This is a genomic window from Chengkuizengella sediminis (assembly GCF_010078385.1).
Taxonomy (GTDB): Bacteria; Bacillota; Bacilli; order Paenibacillales; family KCTC-33759; genus Chengkuizengella; species Chengkuizengella sediminis.
Map to the genome: position 1 here is coordinate 122,961 of NZ_SIJC01000008.1, position 15,140 is coordinate 138,100.

Below are 15,140 nucleotides of genomic sequence, written 5' to 3' on the forward strand. Positions count from 1 at the left end.
GGACGTTGTTTTTCGACACAAAAAGGGAGGATATGAATGATAAAATCCGTGATTTTTGATTTAGATGGTACATTACTTAACAGAAACGAATCATTAAGACGTTTTATTGACGATCAATATAATAAAATAGATGCATTGAAGAAAATAGACAAACAAACTTATATTCAACGGTTTATTGATTTAGATGATCATGGATATGTTTGGAAAGATAAAGTCTATGGCCAACTGATAAAAGAATATCATTTGTCTATAACTGTAGAAGAGTTGTTGGAAGACTATATCAACTCCTTTCAACATCATTGCATTGGTTTTCCTGGACTTATGGAAATGTTAGCTGCATTAAAAAACAAAGGGTTAAAGTTAGCAATTATTTCAAACGGTTATGGAATGTTTCAATATCAAAATATACAAGCACTAGAAATAGAAAACTATTTTGATTTCATTGTTATTTCTGAATGGGAGGGCATAAAAAAACCAGAGCCTGAAATATTTCGAAATACATTAAAAAAATTAGGTGTAAAGGCAGATGAAGCTATATATTTCGGGGATCATCCAGATAATGATGTTATTGCAAGTCGAAATGTAGGTATGAGGGCATTATGGAAGGAAAGTAATTTGTATGACGTTCCATCAGAAAATGATGGGATTATTCGTGATCTGTTAGATGTGAACAAGATTATTAATGAGTTACAAAAACAAAATGATTGATTATTTGCAAATAATGAATTATGGGGTGAAAGAATATGCAAATACGTTCTTTAAAACCAACTGATTATGAAATAATTAGTCCATTAATAGACGAATGGTGGGGTGGACGAAAGATGAGGCACTTACTACCAAAACTATTTTTTAATCATTTTAATCAGACTAGTTTCATTGTAGAAAAGGATGAAGAAATTATTGGATTTTTAATCGGATTTTTATCACAAACATTTTCTGACAAAGCCTATATTCATTTTGTTGGTGTTCATCCAGAATATAGAAAATGTAATGTAGGGAAACAACTTTATAATGTTTTTTTTGATATAGCAAAACATTACGATCGTAATACTGTACATTGCTTAACCTCACCTGTTAATAAAACTTCCATTTCATTTCATCAAAAAATGGGGTTTAATATCGAAGAAGGTAACATTGAAATTGAGGGTGTATCTATACATACAAATTATGATGGGACGGGTCAAGATCGGGTTTTATTTGTTAAAAAGATATAAAGAAATATTAATTATTTTGGTGTGTGATTTGATAGTTTTGAAAGAATTAAGGAGAAAAGTTAATGGTTGAATCTTTGATAACGATGTTAAGCCATGCGGAAAAGACATTTGAATTTAAAACGAACTGCTATAAAGAAGTTAATGGGGGTTGGTTAAATAAAAAGTGGTGTATCTCTACAAATAAAGGAGACTTTTTGATAAAACAGTTCAGTAATCAACGATACAATCAACAAAGTTTTACTTTTATTGAACTTGCATTGCAAAGACAGCTTAATTTGAGAAATCATGGCGTTAACTGTCCCTATATCTATACAAATAACACTCAAATTATTCAAACCCCTACACTTGAACTATGGTACATGTTAATGGAATATTGTGAAGGTTCTTCTATGAGTCCTGATTCAATCAAAGAGGATCATATGTATTACTTGGGTAAAACATGTGCGATGATGCATAAACAATTTAAAGAGATATCTACAGAAAAAGAAATATTTCATTTTGAAAACAGTCGTGAAGTGTTATTTAAACACTATCAAACACAATTAGAAAATGTTGAAAAACTTAATCAGATCCAACATATTCATTTGATAAAAAAGTTAGAAGCCATTATTAAAAGTTTTGATGATCAGTTTTTTAAACAAATTCCAAAAGGGTTTACCCATTCTGATTTTGCATCTGACAATGTATTGTTTAACAATAATGATGTGATTGTTTTGGATTTTGACCGCAATTGTTATTCATATCAATGGCATGATGTAGGAAGAGCAATCATGTCCTACGCATTTAACAATGATTCAATTGATATATCCCTTTTAACTTCATTTGTTAAGGGCTATAACTCCATTTATTCGTTATCTATTTCAGAAATTGTTAAAGCAATTAAACTTGTTTGGATAGTAGAAGTTACTTGGTGGATCAAATCGGACTTATTGTTGCAAGAGAAAGCACTAAAAGTAAAAAGATTCATAGAGGAATTAACATGGCTGACAAATCATTGGTTTGATCTAGAATCCTATCTTATGGTTACTGAGCCCTGATTTATGGTGGATATTTAAACATTCTATAATTGAATAGAATCATTCTATAATACTTTACTCCAAAAAAGCATTATAATTAAAACCGTAATGTTTAGAATGCTTGAAGGGAGTGATAAAAGTGAATAAAACGATAGGAATTATCGGCGGAATGGGACCCATGGCAACCGTTGATTTAATGGAAAAAATTATTAAGAATACGCCTGCAAAAGATGATCAAGAACATATCCATGTTATAGCTGACAATAATGCACAAATACCAGATCGTTCTTCTGCTATTCTGGGCAAAGGAGAAGACCCAACTCCATTATTAGTACAATCAGCACAACGATTACAAAATGCAGGAGCCGATTTACTTGTTATTGCATGTAATACGGCACACTTTTTTTATAATGCTGTAAAGAAGACAATACAAATTCCGATCTTACACATTCCTCTTGAGACAGCTTATCATTTAAAAAAGAATAATTTTAATAAGGTTGGATTATTAGCAACAGAAGGAACAGTCAAATCAAAATTGTACCAGAGATATTTTCAAAAGTATGATATTGAATTTATTCGAACTGATTATACATTACAGGAAAAAGTAATGCAGGGAATATACGATATCAAAGGTGGGAAGCTAGATACAGGTTATATGCACCTTTCGTTCGTGGCTGAACAATTGAAAAAAAGTGGAGCTGAAGCCATTGTAGCTGGTTGTACTGAAGTTCCTTTGGTATTGAAATCAACAGAGGAAATGTGTGTGATTGATCCAACAGATATCATTGCCAAAAAAGTCATAGAAGTAGCTACTGGAATCGATAAAGAGAGATTTAAAATTTCAATATAACTTTATAACTTATTTGTTATTCATAAGTTCCAATAATGCATGCTAACTTATCACTATTCCACACGTTTTGATATAAAGGGAGATTTCTCTCATTGTATATCATATTTAAGTTATTACTAACTTTTAATCAGGTGTGAGATATAGTAAAATCAATTCAAGTAGGTGAGTATGTAAAGGAGTAAATTATGAATATCGAAAATATTGAGGCATTTATTTATGTCTGTCAGTTAGGAAGTTTTAATAAAGCAGCAGAAGCCCTATTTTTAACTCAGCCTTCTGTCACCGCTAGAATTCAATCACTTGAACGTGAAATGAACTTAAAGCTTTTTAACCGGAATGGAAAGAATATTTCATTAACAGATAAGGGTGAGTATTTTTTTCCTCATGCTCAAAAAATATTGCAGTCCTATCAGGATGCAAAGTATGGCATGCAGCAAGTAGTTTTACCAAATGAATTAAATATAGGCAGTGCACTATCTATTTCTAACAATGTTTTGCCTTCAATATTACCTGAAATAAAATCAGAATTTAACAATGTGCGAATTAAGATTGTTACAGGTCACTCTAAAGACATACTGAATAAAGTCATAAACAAAGAAGTGGATTTTGGTATCGTTAGAACAGAAACACATCCTCAAGTAGAGTCTATTTTGTTATATGAAGATCCAATTCATTTGTTTGTTCCTCCAGGTCATGAATTGTTAAATCAAAATAAAGTAACATTAGAAAATGTCGGGAAACAACCGCTTATTTTTTTTGATTATGGTTCAATGGACTGGTTATATATCCATCGTCTATTTTCAAGTAATCATATAACGCCTAATATCGCGTTAGAGGTAGACAATATGGAAACAGCAAAAAATTTGCTGTTGCAGGGAATGGGAATTAGTTTCTTACCCGAACATTGTGTAAAAAAAGAGCTTGAAAAAGGTCAACTTTTTCGAGTTGCTTTGACACCGCCTATTAAAATGAATATCAATATTGATTTAATTTATTTGAAAGGGCGTTCAAAAACTATTTTTATAGATTTTTTTAAAAATAAATTTAAAATATAGCTAACACTTGATGTAACAACGATTTCAGCAAGTATAAATATACAAAAAAGTTTGTTATTAATCACTAAATCATATTTTTTCATTGACAATGAATATTTTATTATATTAAACTAAACTAGCATTGCGCGTAATACTACAAACTCCGTCTTACAGAGTCTTATAGCCAAGCTAGCTTAAGACAAAACATAATAATAATTAAAGAGGTGAATTTATGTCATTAACAAAAAAAATATTAATCGGTATGGTTTTTGGTATTATTGTTGGTTTATTATTTAATTTTGCCATTCCACAATGGTTTGATGTAGCAGAAACATATATTTTAAATCCACTTGGAAAAATCTTTATCGGATTAATTAAATTATTAGTAGTTCCCATTGTTGTTATTTCCATTATTTTAGGTACTGCTGGAATAAGTGATCCAAAAAAATTAGGTCGAATTGGAATTAAAACCGTAATCTTCTTCTTGATTACTACTTCTATTGCTTTAATGATTGCATTATCTGTAGGTAATATTATTGAACCTGGCTATGTAGATGGATTAAATTTTGATACTGATTCTACAATAGAAAGAAAAGAAGCACCTCCAGTAATGGAAACATTGATAAATATTATCCCTACGAATGCATTCCAATCTATGGTTGAGGGCAACATGTTGCAAATTATCTTTTTCTCCATATTATTTGGATTTGCGTTAACTCAATTGCAAGGCAAAGTAGAAGCTGTCAAAACATTTATTGAAGAAGTAAATAAAATCTTAATGTTCTTAGTTGATGTTGTTATGAAACTGGCTCCGATTGGTGCATTTGCATTAATTGCAATTGCAATTGGTGGACAAGGGGTCGAAGCAATAAAGGCAATGGGTTTTTATTTTGGTGCTGTACTACTCGCATTATTTATACATTTAGGTTTTACTTACGGTTCAGTGATATACTTTTTAGGCAAGATGAATCCGTTTACATTCATTAAGAACTTTTTCCCTGCGATTGCAGTCGCTTTTAGTACATCAAGCAGTTCAGCAACATTACCTGTATCTATGGATACGGCACAGAAGAATTTGAAAATACCAAAAAGTATTAGTGGTTTTGTTCAACCATTAGGTGCAACGATCAATATGGATGGAACAGCAATTATGCAGGGTGTTGCAACTGTATTTATTGCACAACTATATGGTGTTGACTTATCCATGGCTGATTTGGCAACAATAGTTCTAACAGCAACGTTAGCTAGTATTGGTACTGCAGGTGTTCCAGGTGTAGGTATTATCATGTTAACGATGGTATTAACTTCAGTTGGATTAAGCTTAGATGCAATAGCGCTTGTACTTGGAGTAGATAGATTACTTGATATGACAAGAACAGCAGTGAATATCACTGGAGATGCTGCGTGTGCACAATACATTGCGAAATCAGAAGAAAAGTATGACAAAAGTGCTGCAACAACTGGTAAAACCGCTACAAAAACAGTTTAATTTAAATAGCCGACCTTTATGGTTGGCTATTCTATAGAATAATAGTCAAAACTATTTATTAAAGAATGCAAAAGCTCCAGTTGGGGCTTTTGTTATTGACCCACATATGATCATAATAGGAAACCATTTTAAAGGGGAATAGAGAAATGTCAACAAAACAATTTCGTACAGAAAAAGATTTTCTTGGTACAAAAGAAGTGCCTGTAGAAGCTTATTATGGGATTCAAACCTTACGTGCGGTGGAGAATTTTCCAATTACTGGACACCGAATGGATGTTGAATTAATTCGTTCAATTGCTGTTGTGAAAAAGGCAGCTGCGATGACAAATATGAATATTAAACGTTTACAGCCTCAGCATGCTAATGCTATTGTGCAAGCAGCAGATGAAGTGTATGAAGGGAAATTCGATGATCAGTTCATCGTTGATTCTATTCAGGGGGGCGCAGGTACATCCTTTAACATGAATGCGAATGAAGTGATTGCCAATCGTGCGATAGAACTTATTGGGGGATTAAAAGGAGATTATACGGTTTTAAGTCCAAACAGTCATGTGAATATGGCTCAATCTACCAATGATGTTATGCCTACTGCCATTCGTATTTCAGTACTTACTTTGATGAATAAGCTTTTATCAACGATGGAAAATCTACAGAAGGGTTTTGTTGCAAAAGAAGAGCAATTTGATCATGTTATTAAAATGGGTCGAACACATTTACAAGACGGGGTTCCAATTAGACTAGGACAAGAATTTGCAGCCTATGCGCGAGTTTTGAAAAGAGATATTGAGCGTATCACTCGTACTCGTTCACATATGTATGAGGTAAATATGGGCGCTACTGCTGTAGGTACTGGTTTAAATGCAGATCCTCGTTATATTTCCGAAGTAGTAGAAAGATTAGCTGAGTACACTGGATTTTCCCTAAAAAGTGCCGAAGACTTGGTGGATGCGACTCAAAATACGGATGTATTAACTGAAGTATCTGCATCGTTAAAAGTTTGTATGATTAATATGTCTAAAATAGCTAATGATCTTCGTCTCTTAGCTTCCGGACCTATTACAGGAATAAATGAAATTTCTTTACCTCCACGTCAGCCTGGTTCATCTATTATGCCTGGAAAAGTAAATCCTGTTATGTGTGAGGTTGTGAATCAAGTAGCATTCCAAGTAATCGGAAACGATCATACGATTAATCTGGCTTCTCAAGCAGGACAATTAGAATTAAATGTGATGCAACCTGTACTCGTATTTAATCTTTTACAGTCTCTAAGAATTATGAATCAAGTCTTTACAGTATTTAAGGACTATTGTCTTGATGATATAGAAGCCAATGAAGATATTTGCCGAGAAAATGTAGAAAAAAGTGTAGGTGTCATTACAGCTTTGAATCCTCATTTAGGATATGAAATTGTATCAAGGATTGCTAGACAAGCAATTGAAGGAGATCGTTCAGTTCGTGAATTATGTTTACTTCATGACGTGTTAACTGAAGATGAGCTTAATGTTATTCTTGATCCTTACGAAATGACAAATCCGGGAATAGCAGGAGCGCATTTATTGGAAGATGAGTATCAAATGAAAATGTCGAATAAACCGCAAGGTGTAAAAAAATAATAAGCCATGTTTTTAATAAATAATATATTGTTTTACTTAAAAGGATAAAGCGAAGCTACAGGTTGAAATAATGGACCTGTGGCTTTTTTGGTCGCTTATGAATCCAGAAATGTACTACAAGCCTTGAAATACATAAAAGGTTAGGATTGTAAATCAAAGGATCGATAGGTATTCAATTTTAGATGGTTTTTCTTATGGTAAATTTGATTATAAATTATTTTTTCTATTTATAAAAAACAAGTAATCATCTATTATTTTAATAAACCTAACAAAGAAGTGATAGTATTATATTCATTGTCATAATGACAGGAATAAACTCGTTAAAGAGGCAAAATTATTATCTCCATATATTAAATAAAGTACCTTTGTCTTTTTATTTTTTGAAATATTAGTTAATATGAAAAGAGTAATAAAAATGAGAAAGCTAGATCAGTTGAGAGGTGAAAGAAATGATCAGACTGATATTAGAAAAAGACTACCCACAAGTTTTTCCATTACATGAATATGCATTCCAATACCAATTAACTGAAGAGAAGAAAAAAATAAAACAAAAACGTAAAATGATTGGCTATTTTAATGACAATAAACTGTTGGCAAAGCTTGAAATGATCGACTTTAAAGTATGGATAGATGATAAAGTGTGGAGTATGGGAGGTGTTGCTGGAGTAGCTACATGGCCAGAACATAGACGTGGTAATAAAGTAAAGGAATTATTACATATCTCATTACAAATGTTGAGGGATCAAAAAATTTCAATATCATTTTTACACCCATTTCAAATTGGATTTTATAGAAAGTATGGATGGGAGTTATTTTGCAATGAGTTGCAAATCAATATCCCTGTAAATGATCTTACATTTTTGAATCTTGTAGAAAGAGAAGGGCATGTAACAAGAGTAGATGTAACTGAAAACTTATTGATTTTGAATGAAGTTTATGAGCAATTTGCTAAAAAGTACAACGGTATGCTTGAAAGAAGTAAAGAGTGGTGGAAAGATTCAGTTTTACCAGATCAAAACTGCGCTGGTTATTATAATCATGATAGTCAACTAATGGGTTACATTTTATACGAGATAAATAATGGAAAATTGATTGTTCAAGAATTCATTTCACTCAACGTAGAAGCAAAAAAAGGGTTATGGAATTTTATCTGTCAACATGATTCTATGATTACTGAAGTGGAACTTACATGTTCAAATCATGATAACATATTATTTATGCTTCCTAATCCAAAGGTAAGATCAAGACTGGACCCCTATTTTATGGCTCGTATTGTGGATATTGAATTATTTTTAAGTCAATACCATTTTAATGAATGTGATGAGTCGGTGATCATTCATTTAACAGATGATTTTGCATTATGGAATCAAGGAACCGTTATCATAAAAAAGGGTAATGCCACATTCTATCCTGTTAAAGAAGGAAGCAATTGTACTCATCCTCCCAAAAAAGGACTTCATATTAATATTGGTCCTTTCACCGCACTTCTTTTGGGATATAAAACTGCATTTGAGCTAAGTGAAATAGGTATGATTCATGGAACTGATAAGGAGATGGGCATACTGCAATCTGTAATTACTAAGAATAAAACATTTTTCTATGATTACTTTTAATAATTAATTTAGTAAATGGAAAGGGAGAGATATCATGCAATTTTCTGAATACACGTATACACGACCAAATATGGAAGAAATTACTTCGAAATTTGATAAAGAGCTAAAACAATTTTCAAATGCAACATCATGGCAAGAGCAGAATGAAACTATGAGGGACATATATATTATTCATAATGATTTTTATTCCATGTTTGAATTAGGAAGTATTCGTCATTCTATAAATACAAAGGATGAGTTTTATAAAACAGAGCAGAATTATTTAGATGAGGTGGAACCTCTATTTAAAGAGTTGTTTACCAAATTCTATAAAGCATTGATAGGGTCAAAATATTGTGAAGAACTAAAAAAGAAATGGGGAAGTCATTTATTTGACCTAGCTGAAGTAGAAATCAAATCCATGTCCTCTGAAATTGTAAAAGATTTACAGAAGGAAAATAAATATACAACAAGGTATTCTGAGCTTATTGCTTCTGCTGAAATTCCTTTTGATGAAAAAAAATACACTTTAGCTCAATTGTTTCCTTTCACCATATCTGATGATCGAGAAATAAGGAAAAGAGCAAATGAAGCAAAATACAAGTTTTTCTCAGAAAACGAAGAAGAGTTAGATCAACTTTATGATGATCTTGTGAAGATACGAACAAAAATTGCTAAAAAGCTAGGGTTCAAAAATTTTGTAGAGTTAGGTTATGCTCGTTTAAAACGCACAGATTATGATGCTAGGGAGGTTGCTGCTTTTAGAGAACAGGTGCATCAATATATAGTCCCCATCGCTACACAATTGAAAAGACGTCAGCAAAATAGATTAGAACTGCAGCATCTAAAATATTATGATGAAAATTATAAATTCAAATCTGGTAATGCGACACCAAAAGGAAACCCTGATTGGATTGTGGATAATGGTCAAACGATGTATGAACAATTATCTAAGGAATCGGATGAATTTTACCGTTTTATGAAAGAACGAGATCTCATGGACTTATTAGCAAAAGATGGGAAAATGGCAGGGGGTTACTGTACGTATGTACCTAATTACAAATCTCCTTATATTTTTGCAAATTTTAATGGTACTTCGGGTGACATTGATGTTTTAACGCACGAAGCAGGTCATGCATTTCAAGTGTATAACAGTCGTCATTTTGAAAATCCTGAATATGTATGGCCCACCTATGAAGCTTGTGAAATTCACTCTATGAGCATGGAGTTTTTTACTTGGCCTTGGATGGAGTTATTTTTCAAAGAAGATACGGATAAGTATAAATTTTCACATTTAAGCTCAGCATTATTGTTCATACCATACGGTGTAGTTGTAGATGAGTTTCAACATTTCGTTTATGAAAACCCAGAGTCTACGCCAAAAGAACGTAAACAAATGTGGAGAGAAATTGAAAAGAAATATTTACCTCATCGTGATTATGATGGAAATAATTATCTAGAACAAGGTGGATTTTGGCATCAACAAGGTCATATTTTCGAGGACCCATTTTATTATATTGATTATACGTTGGCTCAGGTTTGTGCATTTCAATTTTGGAAAAAGATGCAAGAAGATAGAAATCGTGCTTGGGATGATTATATTCATCTTTGTAAGCTAGGGGGTAGTTTACCATTTTTGCAACTCGTTAAAGAGGCTAAATTACATTCACCATTTGATGAAGGGACGATACAATCCGCGGTAGATGAAATTGAGTCATGGTTAAATCATGTTGATGATAAAGCGTTTTAAATAATAAGTATTATATTTTAAAAAAACACACTCACTCCTTTTTTAGGGATGAGTGTGTTTTTTGATGTTATAGATTAGACCAGTTTTAAACCATTGGTAATAAGATTTTTTAATGATAAATCTCGTTCTTTTAAATCAATTAAATCTTTACGCAACTTTTCTTGTTCTTGTTGATGTATGTCATGTTCTGATAATATTTCTAATACTTCTAATCGTAACAACCAATCATTAGGATAGGAATGATTCAGTTCGGCCACAACTTCTAGTAGAGTTTCTCCAACGATCATGATGTCGTATTTTGATTCTCGTAAATCACGTACTTTTTTATAAAGTTTTTCTAATGGTTTTAATGAGATTGGTTGCTTTTCCTCTATTACTTCTTCTTCTACTGTAAAATAAGCTTCAGGATCAGCTGCTCCTGCATAGACGGATGTAATACTTGCTCCTACAGCCATATCATACATACCCCACTCAGGTTTGAATAGGTCAACATGATCATATGTTACTACAGCATTCTTAAGACGAATGAGAGTAATTGTATTGTTTTTTCTAACTACTTCGTGAACTAATCCTGTTACTGTGACACCGCTTTCATATTGAAGGTTGCTCTGTTGTCCTACAACAATGCCACATTGAACTAATTCAATGTTCGAAAACTCTTCTAGAGGTTTTTTCTCACCCTTCAATAGTCCAATCGGTGAACCAAATCCATCAGCATGAACATCTTTACCATGGCTTTCTAGTACCTGATTATCATTTGATAATGTAGTTGCACCAGACGTTTGTAAATAGATGGCTTCCTGATTTTGATCTTTGATGATTTTAGAGATCGTTCCAGTGACTTGTAAACCAGAGCTATATTCAGCCGTTGCTGTTGCACCAGATCCTATTGCTTTCTCTAAGCTTTCAGTACCACCAACGGTAAACGCCATACGTTTTGCATATTCTTTAACTGCATCGATTAATTGATCGAAGTCTTTACATACAAACAATTGGGGTTGTTTTGTCGTTATATCAAAGCCTGTAGAAATTACCTGCTCTAATTCAAATGGTATTTTTTTAACTTCATCTGTTAAACAACTACTACTTTCGCCTACTGATGATAATAAACCAGCACCGTAAATTTTAGGGTTTGATACATCCCCAATTAAACCGTACTCCACTGTCCACCAGTATAGTCTAGAAATCTCTTCAGCCTCAGATAAATGTTTAACAGCTCGTTGTTTTTCTTCAAGTACTCGTTCGGCTTCAGCAATTTCTTCTTTAGTAGAGCTGCCTTTTTCTAACAGATTAGATAATGTACGAACAGCTTCAAATACTTCATGCTCTTCTTTAGTAGCAATCGCTCTGCGACCGATTTGACCAAATAACTTTACGTATTCTGCATATTTCTCATCACAAAGAATAGGTGCATGTCCTGCTGCTTCATGTATGATATCAGGTGCAGGGGTATATTCAATGTTTTCTAATTTTCGAATATCAGTACCAATTGGAAGTAATCCGTGGGCTTGAAAATCAAAAAAGATCACACCAGGAATGTAACCATCTATAGCTACAGCCCCCCAGTTAAACGGTTTCAAGCTAGTATGCATTTCCTCAACTCTTGGAATTCTCTCAATATCCATACCTGAAGCCGTTACACCATTTGTGTATGCTTCATGAGCAACATTCTTAAAAAAATTAACATTTTGTCTCATAACATATCGCCAAACTGCGTGATTAATAGGTGTATATTCCTCATATTGTTGATCAATAACATACTCTCTTAAATGAGCGGGAATATCACTTTTTTTTAATAATTCCATTATAAATCCTCCCTAACAAGTAATCATACTCCAACTAGGAATAAATCGGTGAGAAAAAATACTATTCTCAAACGCTTTTTAGCCTTTGTTATTATATCATACTTTATTATCCATTGTATGTACTTATACTTGTTTTAAGTAGTCAGTCCAGCTACGAAAAATAATCATTGATTTCATTATTATTTTGATGTATAGTATGGAAAATAATGAATCAAAGGAAAGCAATGAAAAGGACAATAGTTATTTTAACGGTTATACAGAGAAGGAAGAAAAGCTGAGAACTTCCTAACGCAGTAAGATAACTTACCGCCTTTGAGCTGTATTGGGGAATGAAAAACCAATGCCGTTTTTGCGACGTTACAGCAAATAGAGCCATTGATGAATCATTGATGGGAATCTGGGTGGAACCACGGATGTATAACACATTCGTCCCTCTTGTAGGGATGAGTGTGTTTTTTGTTTTTAAAAATTTATAAGAGCACAAAAGCAATGAAAAGGACAATAGTTATTTTAACGGTTATACAGAGAAGGAAGAAAAGCTGAGAACTTCCTAACGCAGTAAGATAACTTACCGCCTTTGAGCTGTATTGGGGAATGAAAAACCAATGCCGTTTTTGCGACGTTACAGCAAATAGAGCCATTGATGAATCATTGATGGGAATCTGGGTGGAACCACGGATGTATAACACATTCGTCCCTTTTGTAGGGATGAGTGTGTTTTTTTATACAAACTATTCAAAATGAAATGGAGTGTTATTCATGAGTGAAAATCGTATTCAAATCGTTTTTCCAGATGGACAAATGAAGGACTTTGATAAAGGGATTACTTTAGGGGAAATTACACAATCAATAAGCCCTAGTTTAAAAAAGAGAGCAGTAGCAGGGAAAGTAAATAACCAAATTGTAGATTTGAATAGAAGGTTAACTTCTAATGCAAAAATAGAAATGATCACTATAGATTCTATAGAAGGAATAGATATAGTAAGACATTCGTCTGCACATGTATTAGCACAAGCTGTAAAAAGAATTTATGGGAATGTGAGATTAGGAGTAGGTCCAGTGATTGAACATGGATTTTATTATGATATAGACCTCCCCCAAAATATAACTTTAGAAGATTTGCCAGAAATAGAGAAAGAAATGCAAAAAATCATAGATGAAAACTTAGACATTCAGCGGATAGAGATGAGTAGAGATATGGCAGAGAAATTATTTCAAGATATGGGTGACGAATTAAAATTAGAACTGTTAGAAGATATTCCTTATGATGAGAAAATAACAATTTATAAACAAGGAGAATTTATAGATCTGTGCCGTGGTCCTCATTTGCCTTCAACTGGGTTGATAAAAGCATTTAAATTGACAAAGATTTCTGGAGCATATTGGAGAGGGAATAGCAATAATAAAGTATTGCAGCGCTTCTATGGTGTATCATTTCCCTCAAAAAAGGAATTGAAAAGTTATCTCTTTTTTCTTGAAGATGCATCAAAAAGAAATCACAAGAAGCTTGGTCAGCAACTTGAGTTATTCATGTTCTCTGATGAAGCTGCTGGAATGCCTTTTTACTTGCCAAAGGGACAAATTGTCAGAAATGAACTTGAAGCAATGTTAAAAGATTTTCAAAAAAAATTAGGTTACCAAGAGGTACGTACACCATCAATGATGAAACAAAAGTTATGGGAGGATTCAGGACATTGGGAGCACTATAAAGAAAATATGTATTATTCAGATGTAGATCATACTCGCTTTGCTCTAAAGCCAATGAATTGTCCTGGTCATATGTTAATCTTTAAAAATAAACTACATTCCTATCGAGAATTACCACTTAGATTGGCAGAATTTGGGCAAGTCCATCGACATGAATTTAGCGGCTCTTTAAATGGACTATTAAGAGTTCGTACATTTTGTCAGGATGATGCACATATTTTCGTGACACCTGAACAAATCAAAAGTGAAATCAAATCGATCATAGTATCTATAGATCATGTTTATAAAGTATTTGGTTTTGAATATGAGCTTGAATTATCCACTAGACCAAATGATTCTTTGGGTGATGATGAATTAAGGAATAAAGCTGAGGGGGCATTGATAGAAGTATTAGAAAGTTTAGAGTATAAGTTTAGGATTAATGAAGGGGATGGGGCTTTTTACGGACCTAAAATTGATTTTCATATAAAAGATGCTCTAAAGAGAAGTCATCAATGTGCAACAGTACAATTGGATTTTCAAATGCCAGAAAAATTTGATCTAAGTTATATAAATGAGAAAAATGAGAAGCAACGTCCGGTGGTGATACATCGGGCAGTACTTGGTTCTATAGATCGATTTTTAGGGATATTAATTGAACACTTTGCTGGAGCATTCCCAACTTGGATCGCGCCAACACAAGTTAAGATAATACCAGTTTCTATTGAAGCACATCATAATTATGTAGAAGAAATTAAAAGTCAAATGAATTCTGCAAATATAAGAATGGAAGTAGATTGGCGGGAAGAAAAACTCGGATATAAAATCAGGGAGGCTAAGATGCAAAAAGTTCCGTATATCATCGTCGTAGGGGATAAGGAGGTACAGGATAACACTGTAAATGTACAACAATTTGGCAATGAAGGATCAGAACAATACATTTTAGAAAAATTTATTTCCAAAGTAGTCAATGAAATTAAACTACGAAAGCTCTAATGTACTAGATGCTTAAACCCATATCGTCTATATTGATATGGGTTTTTATGATATACTTCTAGCTATTATATTTTTAATGTTATCAATGAAATGAG

Annotated in this window: 11 protein-coding genes and 2 other annotated features; of the genes, 10 read left to right on the forward strand and 1 reads right to left on the reverse strand. The window is 32.8% G+C overall.

Translation table 11 applies throughout. The features are described from left to right. Nucleotides 1-36: 36 nt before the first annotated feature. From EPK97_RS15940 to EPK97_RS15980, 9 genes are all read left to right on the forward strand, one after another. Complete coding sequence (locus EPK97_RS15940; protein ID WP_162037615.1) at nucleotides 37-708, forward strand: HAD family hydrolase; 672 nt, start codon at nucleotides 37-39, stop codon at nucleotides 706-708. 35 nt (nucleotides 709-743) lie between these two features. After that, on the forward strand, nucleotides 744-1,214 hold the full coding sequence (locus tag EPK97_RS15945; RefSeq protein WP_162037616.1) for a GNAT family N-acetyltransferase: 471 nt from the start codon (nucleotides 744-746) through the stop codon (nucleotides 1,212-1,214). Between the two features lie 62 nt (nucleotides 1,215-1,276). Then, nucleotides 1,277-2,251 (forward strand): phosphotransferase, encoded by a 975-nt coding sequence (locus EPK97_RS15950; RefSeq protein ID WP_162037617.1) that lies wholly within the window; start codon nucleotides 1,277-1,279, stop codon nucleotides 2,249-2,251. A gap of 118 nt (nucleotides 2,252-2,369) precedes the next feature. After that, the gene (cuyB, locus tag EPK97_RS15955) at nucleotides 2,370-3,080 is read left to right on the forward strand and encodes a cysteate racemase (protein WP_162037618.1); all 711 of its coding nucleotides are present in this window, start codon (nucleotides 2,370-2,372) and stop codon (nucleotides 3,078-3,080) included. Between the two features lie 185 nt (nucleotides 3,081-3,265). Continuing rightward, nucleotides 3,266-4,135 carry a LysR family transcriptional regulator gene (locus tag EPK97_RS15960; RefSeq protein WP_162037619.1) on the forward strand — a complete coding sequence of 290 codons (870 nt, stop codon included), beginning with the start codon at nucleotides 3,266-3,268 and terminating at the stop codon, nucleotides 4,133-4,135. Nucleotides 4,136-4,346: 211 nt separating this feature from the next. Beyond that, nucleotides 4,347-5,603 carry a dicarboxylate/amino acid:cation symporter gene (locus EPK97_RS15965; protein ID WP_162037620.1) on the forward strand — a complete coding sequence of 419 codons (1,257 nt, stop codon included), beginning with the start codon at nucleotides 4,347-4,349 and terminating at the stop codon, nucleotides 5,601-5,603. Between the two features lie 146 nt (nucleotides 5,604-5,749). Then, nucleotides 5,750-7,216, forward strand: coding sequence for an aspartate ammonia-lyase (gene aspA, locus EPK97_RS15970; RefSeq protein ID WP_162037621.1), 1,467 nt, complete (start codon nucleotides 5,750-5,752; stop codon nucleotides 7,214-7,216). 449 nt (nucleotides 7,217-7,665) lie between these two features. Then, nucleotides 7,666-8,829, forward strand: a complete 1,164-nt coding sequence (locus EPK97_RS15975) for a GNAT family N-acetyltransferase (RefSeq protein WP_162037622.1) — start codon at nucleotides 7,666-7,668, stop codon at nucleotides 8,827-8,829. Between the two features lie 34 nt (nucleotides 8,830-8,863). Beyond that, complete coding sequence (locus EPK97_RS15980) at nucleotides 8,864-10,558, forward strand: M3 family oligoendopeptidase (protein WP_162037623.1); 1,695 nt, start codon at nucleotides 8,864-8,866, stop codon at nucleotides 10,556-10,558. 74 nt (nucleotides 10,559-10,632) lie between these two features. On the opposite strand, the gene EPK97_RS15985 is transcribed toward EPK97_RS15980, so the two are convergent. Further along, nucleotides 10,633-12,363 carry an aromatic amino acid hydroxylase gene (locus tag EPK97_RS15985; RefSeq protein WP_162037624.1) on the reverse strand — a complete coding sequence of 577 codons (1,731 nt, stop codon included), beginning with the start codon at nucleotides 12,361-12,363 and terminating at the stop codon, nucleotides 10,633-10,635. Nucleotides 12,364-12,578: 215 nt separating this feature from the next. Further along, nucleotides 12,579-12,800 (forward strand) — a binding site (T-box leader). Nucleotides 12,801-12,843: 43 nt separating this feature from the next. Then, nucleotides 12,844-13,065, forward strand: a binding site (T-box leader). Nucleotides 13,066-13,122: 57 nt separating this feature from the next. Here EPK97_RS15985 and thrS point away from each other — a divergent pair. Then, on the forward strand, nucleotides 13,123-15,045 hold the full coding sequence (gene thrS / locus EPK97_RS15990; RefSeq protein ID WP_162037625.1) for a threonine--tRNA ligase: 1,923 nt from the start codon (nucleotides 13,123-13,125) through the stop codon (nucleotides 15,043-15,045). Nucleotides 15,046-15,140 lie beyond the last annotated feature (95 nt).

Coding starts and splice junctions, on each gene's coding strand:
- EPK97_RS15945 (WP_162037616.1), top strand. CDS start 744: ATGCAAATACGTTCTTTAAAACCAACTGATTATGAAATAATTAGTCCA.
- EPK97_RS15965 (WP_162037620.1), top strand. CDS start 4,347: ATGTCATTAACAAAAAAAATATTAATCGGTATGGTTTTTGGTATTATT.
- EPK97_RS15980 (WP_162037623.1), top strand. CDS start 8,864: ATGCAATTTTCTGAATACACGTATACACGACCAAATATGGAAGAAATT.
- EPK97_RS15940 (WP_162037615.1), top strand. CDS start 37: ATGATAAAATCCGTGATTTTTGATTTAGATGGTACATTACTTAACAGA.
- thrS (WP_162037625.1), top strand. CDS start 13,123: ATGAGTGAAAATCGTATTCAAATCGTTTTTCCAGATGGACAAATGAAG.
- aspA (WP_162037621.1), top strand. CDS start 5,750: ATGTCAACAAAACAATTTCGTACAGAAAAAGATTTTCTTGGTACAAAA.
- EPK97_RS15950 (WP_162037617.1), top strand. CDS start 1,277: ATGGTTGAATCTTTGATAACGATGTTAAGCCATGCGGAAAAGACATTT.
- EPK97_RS15985 (WP_162037624.1), bottom strand. CDS start 12,363: ATGGAATTATTAAAAAAAAGTGATATTCCCGCTCATTTAAGAGAGTAT.
- EPK97_RS15975 (WP_162037622.1), top strand. CDS start 7,666: ATGATCAGACTGATATTAGAAAAAGACTACCCACAAGTTTTTCCATTA.
- EPK97_RS15960 (WP_162037619.1), top strand. CDS start 3,266: ATGAATATCGAAAATATTGAGGCATTTATTTATGTCTGTCAGTTAGGA.